We start from the raw sequence: 20,704 nt of genomic DNA on the forward strand, positions 1-20,704 counted from the left end.
CTATTCATGTATTATAAAAGTTGGAAAATGTTGATGTAAATGTTTCATATAGTTTTCTTGATGCAATGCAATTTGAGCTTCACCATTATTCTTTTCTACATCATGAAAATGAATACTTGGTAAGGAAGATAAGCCAATAAATTCATTCATTCTATGAAACCCGAATAAAATACCTTCGTCTACACTTTTTTGTTGAAAGAATTCATTAGGTAAGGTAAAAGCAGTTTCGGGCGCATTCCAAGTTGTAGTAACCATATATTTTGCTTTTAGAAGACCACCTTTTCCGTAGTTAATACTTGGGTTTTCAGCCTTTCTACCATCGCTATAATACATTCCTTTTCTATGGCCTGCGGTAAACACACGGTCTATATATTCTTTTAAGGCGTAGGGCATACCCATCCACCATGCCGGAAAATGATAGATAACTACATCTGCCCATACAAACTTTTCTATTTCTGTGGTAAGATTGTAGGTTTCATTGATGTCGGTATATTTTAATTCAAAGCCATTGGCTTCTGTAAAATAATTTTTATCCAATTCAAGAAGCATTTTGTTAAATGCGCCTCCACTATGGGCGAATTTTTTTCCACCGTTAATTACAAATATTTTTTTCATGAAAATTTAAATTAAAAAGGATTATTGTTTATCAAGCACGTTTACAATAGCCTCACCTACAGCATGCGCAGATTGTGGGTTTTGTCCTGTAATTAGGCGTTGGTCTACACTTACTTGTACTTCCCATGGTTTTGATTTTTCAAATTTGGCGCCACGTTGAATAAGCTTGTTTTCTAGACTGTAGGGAACAACATCTGTTAACCCAACGGCTTCTTCCTCTTCATTAGTAAAACCACTAATCTTTTTTCCATCAATAAGATAGGTATTGTCAGTCAATTTAATGTTGATTAAACCAGATGGGCCATGACAAACTGCGGCAACCACACCGTTTGCTTCATAAATAGAGGCAGCAATTTTTGCTAGTTTTTTGTTATCTGCAAAATCCCACATAGTACCATGTCCGCCAGCATAAAATATAGCAGCATAATTACTTGGTGTTACTTCCGAAGGTTTTAAGCTGTTAGATATTTTTTGATGATACTTTTTGTTTTCCCAAAACTTTTTATTGATCGGGTCTTCAAGGTCAAAACCGTCTACTGGTGGTTCGCCACCTTGTGGACTTACAAAGTCTATTTCATAACCAGCTTTTGTTAATACATCCCAGGTATGACTGACTTCTGATAAGTAATATCCTGTAGTTTCTCCTGTATTTCCCTTCTGTGAATGGCTGGAAACAACGAATAAAACCTTTTTTGAAGAAGAATTTTGTGCACTAGCCAATTGAGTCTGTACTACTCCTGTGAGAATAGTAAAAATAAATGCTATTGATTTTTTCATAACTAAGTATTAATAATTGAAATCAAAATTACAATGAGTATATGTCTAATAAAAATAATCTAAATTTGCGCTAAGTATAATTTAAGTTATAGATGATGCAAGCAAATTTAGAATGGTTTAGAACTTTTAAGGCAATATATGAAACGGGTACAATGAGTGGTGCAGCTAAAATGCTATACGTGTCACAACCTGGAGTAGGCTTACATTTAAATGCTTTAGAAGCATATACGGGATTTCCATTATTTGAGCGTACTTCTCGTAAAATGATTCCAACAGAACGTGGCATACTTCTATATCAACAAATCAACAGTTCTTTAAAAGGTTTAGAAGAAATAGAAATTCGTTTTAAAAAGAAAGCAGGAGCACAAAGAGCAACGTTAAATGTAGGAATGTGTGTGGAAACTTTTCAGCAAGCACTAGAAAAGCATTTACCACAGCTGCCCTTCAATTTAATTATGCAGTTTGATTCTAATGAAAAACTAACGGCAGCCCTAGAGAAGGGAACTATAGATCTGGTATTAACTAGCAAAAGAAGTAGCAATAAACAATTAGATTTTGAATTGTTCACTATGGAAAAATTGGTGTTGGTTGGCGGAGCGAAAGTAAACCTAGATGAGTTCCATCAATTAAATAAACAGAACAAGACAGAGCTAAAAACATGGTTAAAGTCTCAACTTTGGTATAATACGGCTTCCGATCTTCGATTGTTAAAATTATTTTGGGAACAAAATTTTAAGGAATTACCAGATTTTCTGCCGAACTACATTGTGCCAAATAAGTTTTCTATTATGAGATGTTTAGCAATGGGCGAAGGATTAGCCGTGTTGCCCGATTTTATTTGTGGAGAAGCATTGGATACTAATACAATCCACAAAATTTGGGATGGATATACGCCTATAGAAAGTCCATTGTATTTTGGAATGCGAAAAAATACAATATTGCAGAGCGAAGTAAAAATTATCAAAGATTTGCTGTTTAAAGAATACGAAACCAAAGAAACTGTGCTGTAAACTTAGAAGGAGTTTTACCTTAGGATTTTGGTGTTTTCTTTGATTTTTCTATACAATTTTTGGGAAAATGATGTTTTATGAATTCATCAGGAATTAGAGGATGTTTTTAACGTAACATTTTGGTATTTAATCGAATGTGGTTTGCAATCAATCGAATTTTATAATTGATAGATGCGATGATTCATAAATTTGAATCAAGATTATAATGTCTGATTTTAGTTAAAAATAAGAATGGATGTGTTTTTAAGGGGAAATTTACACATTCATATAAACCTCCAATCCTGTTTGGGTATTTGATTGGAGGTTTTTTATATCAGTTTGTATGTACTTTGTTATAGCATAACAGATGTAATTATTTTTTCGACTAGTGAATTAATTTCTTAACAACTTTCTCTCCATTTTCTCCTGAAATTTCTATCAATAGTACACTATTTTTCTTCTTCATATTTATTAAAAATTGATCTTTGTGAATAGCTGTAGTTTCTAGAATTTTTTTACCTAGAATATCATAGATTTTAATTGTAGAGATATTTTTATAATTACTTTTAACAAAGATGTGATGGTCATCTCTCGATGTAATTTGTACATCAAAAGCGTGTTTCTCATGACTAGGATTATCTAGACTGTTATCATTTTGATAGACAATTTCAAATCTGTTCTCAAGTAGTCCTGAAACGGATGTAGTAAATACATATGGATTACTGTTTAGATCATGAATGGTATTCATGTCATAATCTTTTAAAAATACAGTTAGGCTCTCGTTGTTTTGGAAGAAACCGGTATGTTGTGCAATGGCTATGGTGTAAATACCAGGTGTAGCAACTTTGATCCCTAACGGAACAGTGTCTTCCATAGAAAATGGTAGCGATCTTCCTTGAATAAGCATTTGATTTTCATTGAGTATAGAGTATATTTTTTGATTACTATTAGCTCGCACTCTGGCATCGTATAAACGATCTTCACCATTGGTGGCACCATTTAAATATCCAAGGAGCATACGGCTTGTTTGGTTTTGAGGATCAATTAAGTCCAACCATAGGCGACCTTCTTCATTTACGGGAAAATCATTATTATCATCAGTTTGTGCTACTCTATAAAATTGACCATTATTAAAGTCTTTGCTTCGCATGGTATTTGTAAAGGTTACATTTTCTGTAGTGGCAGCACCATCCGTCATAGCTACAAAAAATCCTTGACCTGAACCTATGTAACCATCAAAAGAACCTGCTCCCGTTGATGCTCCGGTAGCGTTGTAAATTATATAATCACCAGGCGTATAATTGTAGGTGAAATTATCATAAAAAGGATCACTTGTTACTGGGTTTGGATCGTTTCCGTGTGTCCAAATATGTACATTACCTTCTAAGTTTGTGTTGGCTTCCAAAAAGGCAACAGCATCTAAAGCAGATGGATATGGATTTCCCAATAAGTTATAATTATCATCTAAATTTGTTACTGTAATTCCATTGCTATTTGTGTAATTTTCACCAGTATAATTCCCTCGTTCTACCGTTCTGGTAATGGTTCCATTATTTGGAGTTCCTTCAAACTGTGCTGTATAAATTTGATCCGTACTTAAAGGGTAACTCTCAGGAGCTCTCACAATATATCCTTTACCAGCTTGCATGTTTTCATTTGTAAAAGACCAATTTCCAAATTGATTATTCACTGTGGGCAACCATTCATAAAAAGCCCAGCTAGGAGAAGAAGGAGATACTTGGGGTAGACTAAAATTGGATACAGGTGATGACCAATATACATAGTCATATAAACTGATTTGAGTTTCACGTGCTGCACTCAAACTACCTATGTTGGCAATATCTTCTATTTGAACTAAACTACCGTCATCTTCTATGTGAAAATATCCGCCATCTTCAATTTCTACCCATTCCTGTACGGTTAATGAAGCATTCTTTTTAATGGTAAATTCACCACCATCTTTAACTCTAAATGTTTTTGCATCTCCATCTACATTTTCTGGAAGATATGCGTTGAATATATCTTTTACAATTACGCAATTTTCGTCCGTAGGAACACCAACAGGTAGCCAGTTATTTGGATCTGTCCAATCGTCTGAAATACCTTGCCATACTTTTGAGGTGTTTGTTACAGTAACATCGGTACTTGCATAACAGCCATTAGAAAGCACAGCACTTGCCGTAAAGGTGTAAGAACCGGTTTCTAGCTGTGTTAACGTTGGTTTTACATAGACCGTAGCAATCTCTGAACCTTCTACATACGGAATGGTACACGCTTCGTCTTCAAATGCATTTACGGGGCTATCACTATCCCACTCAAATGCAGTAGTTAGAGGTTTATCACCATAGAGTTTTATATCATCTACAGCAACTCCGTCTGGAAGCCATCCTTCTCCTGAATATGAATAGTGATTAAATCTAATTTGAAATGAACTGTAATTAACAAAAGCTGACAAATCTATGCTAACATCAGTAAATCTTGTACCAATACCAACATCGGCAGTGTATGTAGTTAAGGGAGTCCAGCTAGCTCCATTATCTGTTGAAGTTTCAATGGATATATTTTCAGGATAATCTGGGTAAATGGCATCATTAGGTAAATACCTAGAGTAGTAGAGTTCTAATTCTAGGGTAAGGTTTAAAAAATCTGTAGTATTAACAGGATTTGTTAAGGTTAGCATAGTATTGATATTATTGGGAGCCGGACTATTACTAATATCTGATGTAGCCATTACAAACTTGTCATGGCCAAACCCCGATGAAACTGCCGGAAACCAAACCAATCCATCCGGAACAATAGTACTGGTATAATTCATCCACTGAGTATTTACATCATAACTACTATCATTTGCATCGTTATTAATACTGCTAAAAACGCCCAGATCTCCTGTTTCAAAAGTTTCATTAATCAAATACACTTGTTCTGTATCCCCACCGGCAGCTAGAGAAACAACAGCCTCTTCACCACATACCACAGGATTTTCGGGCGTAAAATTTAATGTAGGTATTGGCCTTACATAAGCTACAATTCTCGTTCTCTCATAGGATTCACAGCTACCATTGCTCGCCGTTACATAATACGAGGTAGTGCTACTAAGGGAAGGAGTAGTCCATAATCCATCAGTGGTGGTAGCTAGTAAATTACCTCCGGTTTGTGCGTCGTACCATAGGTATGAAGTAACGCCTTCACTTCCTGTTACTTGCAAGTCTACGGTACCCGAGCCGCAAGTTTCACCAGATGTAGTAGCTGTAATATTAGCACTACAGCTAGGTATTACAGTAAATTGATAATCTTCTGCTTCCCCATATTCTATATAAGTACGGTTAGCACCTTGATCATACATTTGGTAAGAATCAAAGGTTTCACAATAATTAAAATCGATTCCAAAGTTCTCTACAGATGATCCGTTGATGGTTGTAAAGCTATTATAAACTCTTATTCTAATGGTATAATTTCCAGGTGCAATGTTTTCTGGTATTACAAAGCCAAAGGTAATTCCTAAACCAGCATATGGCCCAGGGTCGTATACAGTTTCATCAGTGTCATCAAAGTCTCCATCTTTGTTCCAATCTACCCAAGCTTTCCATCTACCACGAGAATTTGCTTCTGTGTATAAATTGATTCCTTCACCTTGAGCCTGAATACTTTTATTAGTTAAACTTTGATAATCTTCCAATCCATTTGTAAATGTAGATGAGTTTGAAACATCATTAAGTGTTCCAATAAAATCAACCTGATGAATGTAACGAGTACTTGGATCACTTGTAGTCAAGGCATCGCAATAGGTAATTGGAATTTCGTAAGATGCATATTCATATGTTTCTGTAAAATATAAAGGACCCCCTGAACAATAACTATTGTTTGCGTAAACAAAGAAGTGGTATTGGGTACCTACAGCAATATCATTTAAAGTGAACGAAGTACTGCTGCTGTTTGAAGCTACAATATAATCTCCATAAGTAGAACCAACCGTATAGGTAGCTCCGTTACTTGGCTCTGGAGGTGTGCTAGAGGTGCTATAAAATACTAAGTAATTGTCTGCCGAAGGATTGGCGGGAGAAAAGTTTCCTTCAATAGTAGTATCATTATTAGTTAACACCAAATTGCTAGGTGCTGCCGTGGGCGTAGTACAAGGGCCGGAACTTACCGAAATTATGTAATCTTCTGCTTGGCCATAATTTACGCTACACGGTGTAGAAGTGTAACCATTGAAAGCAGAAATAATACGCATTTTTGAAGTTCCAACAGGTATGTTTTCTGGGATTGTTATAGAACTAGTAGCGTTAATACCATCATTACCATTAGAGTTATAGATGGTTCCAATTGTATATATTTCGTTACTATTATTTCCAAAAACACCATTTTGATCCCAATCAAAATATGCAGATATATAAAAGGTATAAGCACCTGCTGTTTGAGCCTGAACGGTAAGAGAATAGGAATTTCCTGTTTGAACATTTGCTGTTTGACAAAAGGATTCTTGTTCTGATGTGCCTACAACATTGTTTGATATATTTTGAAAATTTACAGAAGTTATGGGTACCACATAATCAGTGGTAACATCTGTTTGGCAATAGCCATAAGTTATTTCTATACGTCCATTTCCTCCGTTTCCTCCCGCAGCATCTGTAGTATTCCAGGATTCACCACCACCGCCGCCGCCACCTGGTGCAGCGCCATTTGCTCCATTTCCATTACTAACTCCGTTACCGCCAAAACCACCATTTGGTGCACTAGCTCCACTACCTCCAGCGCTAGAACCACCAACATTTCCTTGGTTACCATTAGTATTTGTATCACCACCGCTAGCTGTACCACCAATTCCGGCAGCTCCAGATTGACGAACGCCACCACCACCACCACCTGCGGTAATGGTAGTACTTTGAAAAGTTAATGTACTACTTTGTCCACTATTTCCGTTGTTTCCTAGGACTGCAGTGCCACCAGAACCCACAGTATAGTAAATAATTTCTCCACCGGAAAGACCACTAAAAGTTTTAGAAGCATACGCTCCAGAACCGCCTCCAGAACCACCTCCATTACCATTGTTCAAACATCCTCCTCCAGCACCACCGGCACCCCATAATTCTACGGTTATAGTAGTGGTACCACATGGGATGGTAAAAGAACCAGATCCGGTTTGGGTAATTTGTTCTGTAATTTGGCAGTGAGCGTTTACGCTCATCAAAACAAGGAATAAGGTAATTAAAAGATTTTGGGTAATTTTTATCATAGCTAAAACTGTTTTAAAAATGAAACTGTTTTAAACAATGATATAGCGATATCTAAATATGATTCATTAAAATCTATTTAGATAGAAATCTAATTAATAAACTAGGGAGAGGGAATGATTTTGTTATTGTATTCTAAAAGTAATGATTTTATATTAGAAATGATAGAGTTTTGAAATAATTCATGTATTAAATTTTTAACTAGATCTATTGGTGTAGTTTGTTATTGAACGATATTTAAATGTATTTAATCGATAGTTTTAGGTATTTGGAAGACTTAGTGGCGTAATATTCTCTCAAAAAAGATTTATTTTGCCTGTATGAAGCAATGCTAAACAAAGTTACTCGAAGGAATTTCTTAGGTATTAAATACACTCTATAAGAGTAATTTTGTAGATGAAGATTATGGATATTTTTTAAGATAAACAACAATTTTTATTATTATGATAAAACCTATAGATTTAGCCTGTATAATTGATGATGATCCAATTTTTGTGTACGGGACTAAGACACTTATGGAACTGGCCAATTTTTGTAAAAACTTTTTAGTGTATCAAAATGGAGAAGAGGCTTTGAAAGCGTTGGTGAATCTTATAGAATCTAAATCTGTTATGCCAGATGTAATTTTACTGGATATAAATATGCCAATTATGGATGGTTGGGAATTTTTAGATCATATAATTAAAGTACCAACAGAAAAGAGCCTTACTATTTACGTAATAAGTTCATCTATAAACCCTGTGGATATTCAAAGAGCTAAGTCTTATAGTCAGGTTTCAAATTATCTCATCAAACCGATGACTATAGCCACTTTACAGCAGATGATGTCTGAACTTGCACCCAATATGTGAGAATACCATTGGTCGATATTTTTTTGCGAATTAACTATTGAAAATAAACTTTTATAGAGTTTTTATCATTTCAGGGTTCTGTTAAATGTAAATTGGGTAAAAAATCAGGCCAATTATGCAAACTAGTAGAGTGGAGGATACTTTTCGTACGAAAGATTTAGAAGCGTCAAAAAAAGAGTTAGATGTTATTGGATTAGAAACTTTGAAACACGCAGGCGTAGGCCGAGGATACTACGACTATGCTACAAATTTTTTTCATTTAGATACAGTTGCATGTAAGTTACATGACCTTACGAATGCAGATGCAGCGTTCACTTTTATGAAGTTACGCAAGTTGTATTTACACCAGAAATCACGACAAGCAATACGAATTGCCCTTGATTCTTTGAAAAAAGGGGAGCAGAAATTTGATATTACTTTACTGCTTGTAACTTTTCGGGGAGAACAAAAATGGTTGAGGGTTATTGGGACTCTTACCCATAGTTTAGAGGCCAAAGAAACAGTTGGTTTATTGTTTATGGATGTAGGATCTTCTACAGGTGTTTCAAGAGATATTGGATCTAAAGAAGTGCTTATAGATAGTTTTGAACATGCTATTTCGGGCATAGGAATGGTAAATTTAAATGGTAGGTTTATAGAGGCCAATCCGTATTTATGTAAAATGTTGGGGTATGAAAAAGAAGAGTTGCTTGAAAAATCCTTGATAGATTTTGTTCCTCCCGAAGATTTTGAGGAAATGGAGCATATTTTGGTGAAATTTTTAACGGGGAAAATCCATAAGTATTCTGGAGAGAAAATGTATGTAAATAGGAAAGGTCACAGAATACCTATCTTTTTGATGATTAGTATTACAAAAAATACCTCAGGATCTCCGTTACATTTTGTAATTCAAGCAAGTAATTTATTTCAATTATATCAATCAAAAGGGAAATTGGCTTCTCTTTTAGAAATAGTGACCAATCAGAACAAACGATTTATGGAGTTTACCTATATAGTATCTCATAATATACGTTCTCATACATCAAATTTGGCAATGTTAACACAGCTCTTAAAAATGAAGAACCAGGAGTTGACAGAAGAATATTTAAACTATTTAGATAACTCTGTAGAAGGTTTGCAACAAACTATATCTGATTTGAATGAAATTATTACGTTGCACACAAATCAATCATATGATTTATCAAAATTGATGATTTATAATACCATAGAAGCTTCTTTACAGAAACATATTTTTAAAAGTTCAATAGCATCAAAAGTGATTATTCAAAATTCAATACCCCAAACATTAGGTATAGTGCATTCACCAAAGCTGTTGTACTGTATTCTTAACCAAATTATAGAGAATTCAGTAAAATTCAAGAAAAAAGATGTTGATTTAATATTAGATTTTAAACACGAATCCAATGAGCAATATGATATTATAAAAATTTCAGATAACGGTATTGGTATTGATTTGGATAGATACCATGATCAAATTTTTGGTTTGTATAAAACCTTTGCGGTAGGCAATTCTAATCGTGGAGTAGGGTTGTTTTTAGTAAAGCATCAAATGGAAGCTTTACAGGGAAAAGTACAATTATCTAGTACACTTGGAAAGGGAACCACTGTCCAATTATATTTTAAAAAGATGATGACATATGGAGAAATTAATTTGGCTGGTAGATGATTCAGAGCTATTTGGATTTGTAGTAGGAAAATATGCAGAGCAGTTTCCACAAGTTTGTTTTAAGCATTTTAAAAGTGTACCAGAGGCTTTAGGAGCATTGGAATTATGTAATAAAACAGAATATAAACTTCCAAATATGATTTTTTTAGATCTACATCTTCCTATTTATGATGGTTGGAGTTTTTTAGAAGCTACGCGCACCAACTCTTGTTGGGAAACATCGTCACTTTATGTTTTAACAAATTCTGCAAGTCCAGAGGACATTAGAAGGGCAAAATCGTATCCACAAGTAACAGCAACACAATTCAAAGATTCAGTAAAAAGTTTTTTTAAAGACCTTTAAAGTATTTAAAAATGAAATTAACAACCTTAACAACTTTCTTTATCATAGATGATGATGCTCCATTTCTTTTCAGTTTGAAGACATTATTGAAAGAGGCTGGTATTGTAGACCAATGTTTTACGTTTTCAAATGGAAAAGAAGCTATGCACCTTATGAATCACCTTCAATTGACATCTCCTTCTTTATCTCCTACACTAATCTTGGTAGACGTAAATATGCCTATAATGGATGGATGGGAGTTTGTAGATAATGTAAAAGACTATTTTGAGAACAAACCCATGCCTATATTGATGATGACAGGTAAAAAATATGTGCGTAAGCAGGAAACAAATGATTTATGCTTATTAGAGAAACCAATTTCGTTTCATGAAGGAAAAAAGCAGTTTATAAGTTCTATAACAGGCTACTTACAAAAGTTTAATAGTATAGAATAGAATCCTTTAAATAGATAGGGCTATTTCCAAAGCTATTATATTTGGTATATTGCTTTTAAAAGTTTTCAGAATAATAGCTTTTTCAATAGAGACAGTAGTTTTAGAAATATCTGCCTTGCCACATTGTATAGAATTGAATTTTCCTGAAATAGATACAGATTGTTCAGGAAAATGAATGTTTATGTTTGAATCACCCATAAAGCATTGGTTTCCTTCATACATGATAGGCTTATAGGGAGTAATGTACTTTTTAAACATTTGGTAATCATCAATAGAAATCTCAACTGTAACTTGATACGAATAATTCTGTTTAAAAATGGTATAATACGTTTTATCGGCTTCTAATGAGGCTAATTTAGTGAGTCTTCTTTTATTGAATCCATAAGGTAGCACATAGGTACATACTGCAAGGAGAAAAAATAGAGTTATGTAAAAAGAGCTTTCCATTCACACGTATAAACAACTAAATTAAAGCATTTATGCCAAATGAATGTTAAAGTACTCTAAATGTTTACTAACTACTCTTTTTGAAACTCAGTGTAAAAGTACTTCCTTTATCTACAATACTAGCTACTTCAATTTTTCCTTGAAGAGATTCCATTTGATTTTTAGTAATGAACAATCCTATACCACGAGCTTCTTTATGTTCATGAAAGGTTTTGTACATGCCAAATAATTTTTGCCCATATCTATTTAAATCAATACCGCGACCATTATCTGCTATGGCAATAGAAATATACTCTTGCGTATCACTAGTAGTTATATGAATTTCCGGTATTCTATTGGGAGCTTTGTACTTAATTGCATTACTCAGAATATTTAGCAAAATACTTTCCAGATAAGCCGGAACAAAGTTGATAAATATATTTTCATCAACATTATTGAAAATAACACACTTACTATCTATAATTTCACCGGCCAAAACTTTTAGAGTATTTCCTACGTAATTTACTAAATTTAATCTCTTAAGATTGTGTGATTGTGCCTGTACAGCTACAACTTCGTTTAGGTGATGAATAGTTTCGGTAAGGTTTTCTGCTGCAGTTACTAGATGTTTACCTGCTTCATTGGTAGCAAAATCAGGAATACTATTATAAACGATGTCTAAAAGCATGTTTATATTACCAGAATGGGATCTTAAATTATGGGAAACTATGTGGGCAAAATTCAATAATCGTTTATTTTGTTCTTCTGTAACGCTTTGTAATTCCTTAGATTTTATTTCAGCTTTTTTACGTTGGTCTATATTAATTACTTGGGCTATATAATGTAAAGTATTTCCTTTTTCATCTTTTACCGGAGAAACAAATATTTGTGCCCAAATAGTAGCATTATTTCTGGTAACATATCTTTTTTCAGTTGAAATATGGTCTGCGCCTTCTTTTAGTTCTTTAAAATGAAGTAATGCCTGTGGTTGATCTTCGGGGTGCGTAATATCCTTAAAACTTCGTTGGAGAAATTCAGGTTTAGAATATCCTAACATTTGACAAAAATTGTCGTTCACTTCGGTAAACTCTCCTTTTATATTTACCAATGCCAATCCAACAAAACTGTTTTTGAAAATTTCCTGAAATTTTGAAAGTTCCTCAACATATTTCTGATGTTCTCTGGTTTCTAAATCAATGTCTTGAAAAAGTCCGTAAACGCGTATACATATCCCATTTTCTACAACTGGAATTCCTATAGCTCTAACCCATTTTTCTTGGCCTTGTAAAGTAGTTATCAATACTTTTACGTCATATTCTTTATGCTTTTCTACGGCGTTCTGAAATGCAGTTGTAATAGTATTATAGGAATCAGCATCTTTATAAAATCCAATAGCCTGTTCAAAATCGCATTCGAACTCTAGAGGAACCCCATGGATCATTTTTGTTATTTCACTCCAGTAAATAGTTTCTTCTTGCAAATCCACTTCCCAACTCCCCATTTTGGCAACTTCAGAGGTACGTGCCAAGATATCTGCATAATAGTGTTTGGTCATAGGGAATATAATTTTTTATGGAAGATAACCATAACTATAGGTAAATGCAAAATTTAAATGTTTTTAAGTACTAGCCTTAGAAAATTTAAATCAAAAAATCCTCAAAAAGGAAGTTTGATGCGAATTTAGGCACAGGTGAAGTTTTAGTATTTGTCGCTACTATAAAAGGACGCTTGAAAAATTAAAAATAGAGTCTAATAAACCCATTGAACGTACGTTCTAATGCGCTAACATTAATTTCTTGGATAGTAGAGTTTTGAGAATTGATACGGTAATTTTTATGAATCGTTTCTGAGGAGTTAAATAGATTTAGACAAGAAACTCCAAGTTTTATGGTTAATCGTTTTGATAAGGAATGAGTGAAACTAGCAGAAGAGTTGAACTGTAGGTAGTTATTCAATTGACTTGTATTTACATTTTCATAGGAAATTACTAAGTTTTGATTTGCATCGTAAACAGGTACTCTAGAGGCAGGCTGCGTATAGTACCTGCCCGAAGTATAGGTAGCTCCAATACCAAATTGCCATTGTTTGTCATCATAAATAAAACCACTTCGTAGTGCATGTGGCACCTCTTGATTGCTCGTAAATGAAGTATGGTGTAAGTCTTTAAAGGAATACTTATTATGATTGTATTGGTAATTTATCCAAGCTGTTATGGTATTCCACTGTTTTTGAGCCAAAAATTCTATGCCATAGACAGTGTACATACCCAAAGCATTTTCAAACTCATATTGATTGTTAAAGCCTTGTGCTTTGCTGTTAATGTGTTGTACATTTTTAAAGAATGGTTCTGCTGTAAGAAGCCAATGGTTATTTGTAAAACGTATACTCGTAGATATTTGATGGCTATAACTAACAGGTAAATCGGTTTCATTTGCCAATGTCCATCGTTTTTTTTCCAATCCCAAAAAATCTTCCTCTTGTTGTGTGACTTGGTGAGTGGCTTGACTCTTCATTTCTCCTTGTAATGCTACAGAAATATTTGTATTTGGAGTGTATCGAACTAAGAATCTGGGCTCTAGATAATAGCGCTTTAACGAGCTGTAATAGCTTTGGCGTAATCCTGCTGTAAAGTAGAGTTTTTGTAATTGGGCGGTAGCTTGGGAGAAAAGTGAATGTGTAGTAAGGTTTTGGCGCTCATTATTCAATACCATGGTGTTGTCTTTATTCAAGTTATTCATAGTAATATCAGAGAGTTCATAACCAACGGTGTACGTGACGTTGCTATTTTGTTTGTAGGTGTTTTGTAAAATAAAACCTTTGTCTTCAACAGTACTTTCTTGTGCTAACTCACGCACATTTTCTATAAATAAATTGTGTGATTGAATTTGATAGGTATTGAAATGCCCGGTTAATGAGGTGGCAAGTTTTGTATTCCATTGCTTTGAAAAAGTCATATTGGCAGCAAGTGTATGCTGTTTCAGCGTGCTGTTTTCTGTAGTTTGTGTAGTGTTTTCAGTAATTGTTTGATTTACATCAAGATCATTTCCTATGAAAATACTGTTAATTTGTAAAGATGAAGTGTTGCCAATTTTTTGATGTACTTGTGCAGTGAGATCATAAAAATAAAAATCTTCTGTACTTTGATAAGCTACTGTTTCATCCAGAAATAAGTTGGTAATCGTAGTGTTCTGAAAAATTCTTTTCAAATAACTTTTGTAGGTAGGTGATTGATAGAAGTTTGTAGTAGATCTTCTACCACTAAATTGCCAAATAGTATTTTTAGAGGTATTGAAAGAAGTATTAAAGTCTACATTTAACAAATTAACTCCAATGGAGTTTTCATTAGCTAGGTTATTTTCTAAATGAGTGTCAATCAAAACTGTGCCGCTAACTGATTGCCCGTATTGTGCCGGAGTAGCATTTTTAAAGACGGTAATGGATTGAGATAAATTTGGATTAAAAGCTGAAATGAGTCCAAAAAAATGACCAGATTGATACATGCGAATTCCATTCCATAAAATAAGATTTTGGTCGTTGGTTCCGCCACGTAAACTAATGTTGGAGATGGTTTCGTCTAAACTGATAGCTCCAGGCAATTGCTGTAAGGTTTGCAATACATCGGGTTCTGTTAATCCTGGAAGTAATCCTGTATTTTTGGAATGCACTTTATAGCTCCCATTGCGTTGTTGTTGAATACCCCGCGTTAACAGTTGTACCACTTCCACTTCTTCAAGCTCTAAGAGTTTTGGTTGCATTAGAATTTCGGTAGCTGGTTTTTTAAGTAGTGTTTGTACAGAAAGAGTAAGATCTTGATAGCCTAATAATGACAAAACAAGCTCATCTTTGGTCATATTTGGTATGCAAAACCTACCTGTTTGATCTGTGAATATAGTGGAAAGACTCTCTTTAAAATAGATCTGCACATTTGCTAAGGGCTGTTTGTGTAAGCTATCTAAAACAAGGAAACAAGAAGCATTCACTATCTCTTTTTTTGTTTGAATTACATAGTAATGATCGCTCACTTTTGTAAAGACCAACTGAGTTTGTTTTTCTAAATCATCAATAATATGTGTAATAGCTCCATTGGGAATATAAGAAAGAGTGATATGCTGAATTTCCTGTTCAATATAGTTGAATTTTATAGCAGTTTTAGCCTCTATACTATGAAGTGCATCTGCTAAAGAAATAGTGTTGTTTCCTGATTGTGACCAGGAAATAAAACTAAACAAATGTAGGATCAAAAAGCGAAATATTTTTGGAGACAATTTAGTGTTCTTTTAATGTATAGCTATTTTGGTTCTGTTGTTCAAACCTAACCTTAAACGACTGTTCTATAACGGACAATGCAATAGTTAAATCATTAGCAGGGATAGTTCCTGTATAGTATTTACTATTATTTACAGAACCATTTGTTTGTATGGTAATGTTATATTTTCGTTCTAATTCTGCAATTACTTCATGCAACTGTGTTTTTTCAAAACGAATTTGTTGTTGCGTCCATTCTGGTTGGTTTACGAAGGTTTTGTTTTCAATCCATTCGTTTTTCGTTAGAGTAATGGAATTTCCTGGTGTTAAAATAACAGATGTATTGTTATTGGAAACTTGTACACGTCCTTCATAGCAGGTTACCAGAAGTGATGTAGCTCTATCTTTAACATTGAATTGCGTACCTAAAACAGTTACTGTACCCTTTTGGGTTTCCACACGAAATGAGCTTCCTTTTTTTACTTTAAAATAGGCTTCGCCTTCCAATTGAATGGTGCGTTCTTTGCTCCAATTTTTGGTGTTATAGCTAATTTGTGAATCTGCATTGAGTTGAACCTCGGAGCCATCTGGCAATGCAACTTTTTTAGCTGTTCCTCTTTGAGCATAATAGGTGGTTTTAGGATTGTTTAGAAAAATTCCTAACGAAATACAAATGAGAACAGCAGCTGCTATAGATGCATATTGAAATATGCTCATACGATATCTCTTTTTCTTTTTCGGCGAATGCAATACGGTAGCCAGCATTTTTGAAACATCCTTGTTTAAGGGAGTCTCCAATTCGGCCGAATGTTTTTTTATTGCCTCAAAAATCTGTAGATCTTCAGGTGGGATCTTATTTTTTTCAGTAGCTGTTAATTCATCTGTTAACAGTTTTGCTAAATAATTTTCATCTTTCATAGTATACTGTTTAATGGAGATGTTCAATATGCTTTTTTAAGTTTAGCATGGCTTGGTGTATTCTTTTTTCTACAGCTTTAACACTTATATCTAAGGCTTCTGCTATTTCTCTATATTTTATTTTATCTATGCGATGCATTAAAAACGCCTCTTTTTGATGAGGTTTTAAGGCATCAATAGCGTTGAGTAATTTTTGTTTAAATTGTGCTTCTTCTATCAAAAACTCTGGACTTTCATTGGTAGATAGATTAGGTTCAACTTTTTCAGCATATTGAAGCACTACCTTTTTATGGGCAACTACTTTTAATGCTTTTTTGTAAGCAACAGTGAATAAATATCCTTTTGCTTTTTCCCAAGGTACATCACTGCAATGTTTCCATAGTGTTATAAAAGCTTCTTGAGCTGTATCAAATGCTTGATCTTCATCACCAAATTTGTAGTAAAGAAAATTCCGAAGGCTTTTTTCATATGTTTTAAAGATGAACGAAAAATGATGTTCATTACAGGTTTGATACATATTTTTTTTAGACATACATGCAATCTTATATACATACAACCTTCAAACTTTGAAAAACCCTACTCAAAAAAAAATAAAAAAACGGTAGGGTAAACCAAAAGTGAAAGGTTGTTATAATAGAAGCAAAGATAAGCTAACACAAATAGGCCATATGCTTTGCAGTAAAAATTGTTTAACTAATTAAAAAAATTATGATTCGAAAAATTTTAACCATTTCTATGCTAGCAACAAGTGTATTAATTACTACTTCCTGTGAAAATGATGATGATGATACTCCATTAGATATAGATACCACGCCTGCTTCAACAGCTTTGATGTCTGGTACTTGGAGAATAACCAATTTTGAAGAAGACGGAGTCAACAAAACCATCAATTTTGAAGGCTATAATTTTACTTTTAATGAAGGAAATATGGTAGCAGTTGATGGAAATAATCAAGTCTACGAAGGTTCGTGGTCTGTAGTCGCCGATGACGACTATGATACACCACCAGATACCAATATAGATTTAAACATATATTTTTCTTCTCCGGTAAGCTTTAGAGATCTTAATGACGATTGGGATATTTTAAGTATTACAGATACTACCATTGAAGTAGGTGATATAGAAGATGATGAGCCTTCAGATTATTTAACTTTTGAAAAAAACTAAATCGTGTGATTATCATACAGGCACTTTAAGTATTGAAGTGTCTGTATTTTTAATGTTTTAGTTATGAGAGAATTACAAGCTATTAAAACATACGTTGAGCAACTTTATACTACCAAAGCGTATACTGAATTGGTTTATCATAATCTTAAGCATACCCAACAAGTTGTAAAAAGGGTGCAAGAAATGGCTATGTTTTATGGTTTGGATCAGCAAGATCAGTTTATAGTGAGTACCGCTGCCTGGTTTCATGATTGTGGACATTTGTTTGGAGAAACCACTTTACACGAAGAAAAAAGTGTAGCAATTATGAAATCTTACTTTGAAAACAAAGAGATAGCACAGGTAACCATAAAGGCAATAGAAGAGTGTATTATGGTAACCAAGCCAGGAGCTGTACCCAAAACGTTATTACAGAAAATAATAGCCGATGCTGATACCTATCATGTAGGGACAACTGAATTTACAAATTGTGATGAAAATGTATGGAGAGAACTTGAATTGAGAACAAAAAAGCCGGTGTTGTCAAAGATTGAAAAATCTATCAAATTCTTAGAGGAACATGTTTTTCATACCGATTATTGTAAGTCAAAAATAACTAAAATCAAGAATTACAACTATTGCAAACTAAAGAGAAAAACTAGAGAATAATCAAGTGATTTTGAAGTTGAAAATGTATAGCTAAGACACTAGATAAATAGCTTGCTTATTAAACTAAAGCATTAAATTCTAAACAAGAATCAATTTCTATTTGAACTTATTTAGGTTTTACTCGGATAAATTCATTGAGTTGATAAAAAGTGATAGAATAGTGATAAAAGTCAGACCGTATTTTACAGTCCGACTTTTACTTTATAGTTTTATTTTAAATCCTCCATTGATTACAAAACCATCAACCGGAGCGTAGATGTCTCTAAATTGCGGATTATCTATAGAACCTGTGTAAATGGTATCAAAACGGGTTTGACGTGTATCTGTGAAGTTTTCAAAATTTAGAAAAATAGAGAAATGATCGCCAAATTGTTTTTCAGTCATAATACCTACAATCCAATAACTTTTTCCGGTAGCACCATCACTTAATTTTTGCGGACTGTAATAATAGCCTTCTAAACCAATCCAAAAGTTTTCGTGCTTTTCATACATCAAAACATTGTTGAGACGGTGTTTAGAAACCAATGTATAAGGTGTTCTGGTATTGTTGTAATGCTGATCTACATCGGCATAGGTATAGCCCACAAATAGTTTCCAGTTTTGGTATTTCAATTTCATATTAGCCTCAATTCCCTGAGTATGCAAATAGCCGTTGGGTTGCGTAAATTCGTAGGTATTGTTGTTGGCAGGTGTAAGCATTAACGGATCATCAATACGCGTGTAAAATAACATAAGGTTGGTGGTGACTCCGAGTGTACTTTTTAATGGCCATTTGTAATTGATGTCCATATTAGCACCTAAAGATTCTTCGGCTTTGGTATCATTGATAGCGATGGGTTGTATATGCTGAAATTGTAAACGTTCGCTGTCTTCTGTAAAAATACTAGGCGTTTTGTAACCCAAACCTCCGCCGGTTCTTAGCGTTAATAATTCTGTAGGTTCGTACAAAAGGGAAAATTTAGGAAGCACAAACCATCCGTAATCCGATTGATAATCGGTCCTAAGTCCGGTTTCTAAGGTCCATTTTTCAGCCATATTCCAGGTGTTTTGAGCAAAAGCACCTACCGTTGTATTTTGAAAACTGAGATTTTCTTCATTCTGAAAAGGTTCATGTGTAAAATCTTCTGTCCATAAATTTAAACCAAAAATCCAATCGGTACTTTCTGTTTTTCGGTGGTAATTGATTTCTGAAAACGAAGAAACCTGATTTCCGGAAAAGGCATAGTCAGGAATGGTAATCGTTCTGTCAAAAAAGCTAATGCTGTTTTTTAGTTGCAAACTGCTTTGTTCTGAAAGCGTGTAGGCAGCATTCAATTGCGTAGAAAGTCGGTCGGTAGTATTGTTTTCAAAATAACCGCTGTTGGCATCGCCTTCAATATAAGCCATATTTCCGCCCAAACGATCTTCGGTAACATAGTTGAATCCTACATTCATTTCTAAATCATTGAGATACACAAAAAATTTCGGGTTTAGGGTAAATCGGTCAAATTCAGGAATAGCGGTTAGGTTAATATCCGCCGGATCATAGGCTGTACCTTTGTTGTACGATGCAAAAACGGTGGTACCAATGGTTCCGAATTTTTCACTGTAAAATCCGCTTAAGTCTAATCCTAACGCAGAGGTTCCGTTAGCCATAAAATCCAGACTGCGTTTTCCCTCGGGTGTTTTACTAATCAGGTTTACCAAACCGGCAATGGCGCCGCCACCGTATAAAGTAGAAGAAGCTCCTTTGATTACTTCTACCTGTTTTAGATCTAGCGGGGCAATTTGCATTAAACTTAATCCGCCGGAATAGCCCGAATACAAAGGCAATCCGTCTCTTAACAATTGGGTGTATTTTCCATCGAGTCCTTGAATACGAATACCCGAATTGAAACTGGTGGCCGAAGTTTGCTGCGTTTGAATTCCGGTACTTTCATTTAAAAGCATGCGAATATTGCCGGGTTTCATATTTCCTTTTTCGGCCAGTTCTTCTCCCGCAATCACTTCAACCCGGGTAGGAATGTCTTCAATAGTTCGGCTACTTCTGGTAGAGGTTACAATAACTTCTTCCATTTTTTCTTCATTTTCTTTTAGATAAATGGTTAAAGGAGTAGTTTGAACAGTAGGAATCACTTGTCGAAAGCTTTGCGTTTGATATCCAAGATATTGAATTTTTAGTGTATAGGTTCCTTCCGGAATATTGGTAATGCTTGCTTTACCATTGTAATTGGTAGCGCCTCCTAGTTGTAATTCAGGAATTAGGACCGAAACCCCTATCAATGGGGCTTGAGTATTTTGATCTTTTACAATTACCTGAAAACTATGTTGAGCAAGGGATACTTGACTATAAAAGCATAGCAAGAGTAGCCCATAAAATAATTTCATATGAGTTGATTTTAAAGTGAATAAAAA

Annotated in this window: 16 protein-coding genes; 7 read left to right on the plus strand and 9 right to left on the minus strand. The window is 34.3% G+C overall.

Translation table 11 applies throughout. From position 1 onward, the window contains the following. A complete protein-coding gene (locus tag BM383_RS16940; protein ID WP_093026340.1) occupies positions 1–615 on the minus strand; it encodes an NAD(P)H-dependent oxidoreductase in 615 nt (204 codons plus the stop codon). 21 nt (positions 616–636) lie between these two features. Next, a complete protein-coding gene (locus BM383_RS16945) occupies positions 637–1,392 on the minus strand; it encodes a type 1 glutamine amidotransferase domain-containing protein (RefSeq protein WP_093026341.1) in 756 nt (251 codons plus the stop codon). A 92-nt stretch (positions 1,393–1,484) separates the two neighbouring features. On the opposite strand from BM383_RS16945, the gene BM383_RS16950 reads away from it, so the two are divergent. Further along, complete coding sequence (locus BM383_RS16950; protein ID WP_245766613.1) at positions 1,485–2,402, plus strand: LysR family transcriptional regulator; 918 nt, start codon at positions 1,485–1,487, stop codon at positions 2,400–2,402. 364 nt (positions 2,403–2,766) lie between these two features. Here the strand turns inward: BM383_RS16950 and BM383_RS16955 are convergent, their stop codons facing one another. Further along, on the minus strand, positions 2,767–7,614 hold the full coding sequence (locus BM383_RS16955; protein WP_093026342.1) for a GEVED domain-containing protein: 4,848 nt from the start codon (positions 7,612–7,614) through the stop codon (positions 2,767–2,769). A gap of 441 nt (positions 7,615–8,055) precedes the next feature. Between BM383_RS16955 and BM383_RS16960 the strand changes: the two genes are divergently transcribed. From BM383_RS16960 to BM383_RS16975, 4 genes are all read left to right on the plus strand, one after another. Next, the gene (locus BM383_RS16960) at positions 8,056–8,463 is read left to right on the plus strand and encodes a response regulator (RefSeq protein ID WP_245766614.1); all 408 of its coding nucleotides are present in this window, start codon (positions 8,056–8,058) and stop codon (positions 8,461–8,463) included. 115 nt (positions 8,464–8,578) lie between these two features. After that, entirely contained in the window at positions 8,579–10,129 is a 1,551-nt protein-coding gene (locus BM383_RS16965) for a sensor histidine kinase (protein ID WP_093026343.1), read from the plus strand. Continuing rightward, a complete protein-coding gene (locus tag BM383_RS16970; protein WP_093026344.1) occupies positions 10,101–10,472 on the plus strand; it encodes a response regulator in 372 nt (123 codons plus the stop codon). Before BM383_RS16965 ends, BM383_RS16970 begins: the two co-directional genes overlap by 29 nt. A gap of 11 nt (positions 10,473–10,483) precedes the next feature. Beyond that, positions 10,484–10,906 carry a response regulator gene (locus tag BM383_RS16975; protein WP_093026345.1) on the plus strand — a complete coding sequence of 141 codons (423 nt, stop codon included), beginning with the start codon at positions 10,484–10,486 and terminating at the stop codon, positions 10,904–10,906. Positions 10,907–10,912: 6 nt separating this feature from the next. On the opposite strand, the gene BM383_RS16980 is transcribed toward BM383_RS16975, so the two are convergent. The 5 genes from BM383_RS16980 to BM383_RS17000 form a co-directional block, all read right to left on the minus strand. Next, on the minus strand, positions 10,913–11,353 hold the full coding sequence (locus BM383_RS16980; RefSeq protein WP_093026346.1) for a hypothetical protein: 441 nt from the start codon (positions 11,351–11,353) through the stop codon (positions 10,913–10,915). A gap of 67 nt (positions 11,354–11,420) precedes the next feature. Further along, complete coding sequence (locus BM383_RS16985) at positions 11,421–12,887, minus strand: PAS domain-containing sensor histidine kinase (RefSeq protein ID WP_093026347.1); 1,467 nt, start codon at positions 12,885–12,887, stop codon at positions 11,421–11,423. A 181-nt stretch (positions 12,888–13,068) separates the two neighbouring features. Beyond that, positions 13,069–15,573: a TonB-dependent receptor gene (locus BM383_RS16990; protein WP_177229156.1), complete on the minus strand. Its 2,505-nt coding sequence runs from the start codon at positions 15,571–15,573 to the stop codon at positions 13,069–13,071. A gap of 25 nt (positions 15,574–15,598) precedes the next feature. Continuing rightward, a complete protein-coding gene (locus tag BM383_RS16995; protein WP_093026349.1) occupies positions 15,599–16,495 on the minus strand; it encodes a FecR family protein in 897 nt (298 codons plus the stop codon). A 10-nt stretch (positions 16,496–16,505) separates the two neighbouring features. Further along, positions 16,506–17,027, minus strand: coding sequence for an RNA polymerase sigma factor (locus BM383_RS17000; RefSeq protein WP_093026350.1), 522 nt, complete (start codon positions 17,025–17,027; stop codon positions 16,506–16,508). Positions 17,028–17,203: 176 nt separating this feature from the next. Between BM383_RS17000 and BM383_RS17005 the strand changes: the two genes are divergently transcribed. Both BM383_RS17005 and BM383_RS17010 read left to right on the plus strand, forming a co-directional pair. Continuing rightward, positions 17,204–17,662: a hypothetical protein gene (locus tag BM383_RS17005; protein ID WP_093026351.1), complete on the plus strand. Its 459-nt coding sequence runs from the start codon at positions 17,204–17,206 to the stop codon at positions 17,660–17,662. A 63-nt stretch (positions 17,663–17,725) separates the two neighbouring features. After that, on the plus strand, positions 17,726–18,310 hold the full coding sequence (locus BM383_RS17010) for an HD domain-containing protein (protein ID WP_093026352.1): 585 nt from the start codon (positions 17,726–17,728) through the stop codon (positions 18,308–18,310). A gap of 201 nt (positions 18,311–18,511) precedes the next feature. On the opposite strand, the gene BM383_RS17015 is transcribed toward BM383_RS17010, so the two are convergent. Beyond that, positions 18,512–20,677, minus strand: a complete 2,166-nt coding sequence (locus tag BM383_RS17015; RefSeq protein ID WP_093026353.1) for a TonB-dependent receptor — start codon at positions 20,675–20,677, stop codon at positions 18,512–18,514. Positions 20,678–20,704: the final 27 nt, after the last annotated feature.

It is taken from the genome of Pustulibacterium marinum, assembly GCF_900116665.1.
Taxonomy (GTDB): domain Bacteria; phylum Bacteroidota; class Bacteroidia; order Flavobacteriales; family Flavobacteriaceae; genus Pustulibacterium; species Pustulibacterium marinum.

Coding starts and splice junctions, on each gene's coding strand:
- BM383_RS16985 (WP_093026347.1), bottom strand. CDS start 12,887: ATGACCAAACACTATTATGCAGATATCTTGGCACGTACCTCTGAAGTT.
- BM383_RS17005 (WP_093026351.1), top strand. CDS start 17,204: ATGATTCGAAAAATTTTAACCATTTCTATGCTAGCAACAAGTGTATTA.
- BM383_RS17010 (WP_093026352.1), top strand. CDS start 17,726: ATGAGAGAATTACAAGCTATTAAAACATACGTTGAGCAACTTTATACT.
- BM383_RS16980 (WP_093026346.1), bottom strand. CDS start 11,353: ATGGAAAGCTCTTTTTACATAACTCTATTTTTTCTCCTTGCAGTATGT.
- BM383_RS16945 (WP_093026341.1), bottom strand. CDS start 1,392: ATGAAAAAATCAATAGCATTTATTTTTACTATTCTCACAGGAGTAGTA.
- BM383_RS16965 (WP_093026343.1), top strand. CDS start 8,579: ATGCAAACTAGTAGAGTGGAGGATACTTTTCGTACGAAAGATTTAGAA.
- BM383_RS16960 (WP_245766614.1), top strand. CDS start 8,056: ATGATAAAACCTATAGATTTAGCCTGTATAATTGATGATGATCCAATT.
- BM383_RS16975 (WP_093026345.1), top strand. CDS start 10,484: ATGAAATTAACAACCTTAACAACTTTCTTTATCATAGATGATGATGCT.
- BM383_RS17015 (WP_093026353.1), bottom strand. CDS start 20,677: ATGAAATTATTTTATGGGCTACTCTTGCTATGCTTTTATAGTCAAGTA.
- BM383_RS16940 (WP_093026340.1), bottom strand. CDS start 615: ATGAAAAAAATATTTGTAATTAACGGTGGAAAAAAATTCGCCCATAGT.
- BM383_RS16955 (WP_093026342.1), bottom strand. CDS start 7,614: ATGATAAAAATTACCCAAAATCTTTTAATTACCTTATTCCTTGTTTTG.
- BM383_RS16950 (WP_245766613.1), top strand. CDS start 1,485: ATGATGCAAGCAAATTTAGAATGGTTTAGAACTTTTAAGGCAATATAT.
- BM383_RS16995 (WP_093026349.1), bottom strand. CDS start 16,495: ATGAAAGATGAAAATTATTTAGCAAAACTGTTAACAGATGAATTAACA.
- BM383_RS17000 (WP_093026350.1), bottom strand. CDS start 17,027: ATGTCTAAAAAAAATATGTATCAAACCTGTAATGAACATCATTTTTCG.
- BM383_RS16970 (WP_093026344.1), top strand. CDS start 10,101: ATGGAGAAATTAATTTGGCTGGTAGATGATTCAGAGCTATTTGGATTT.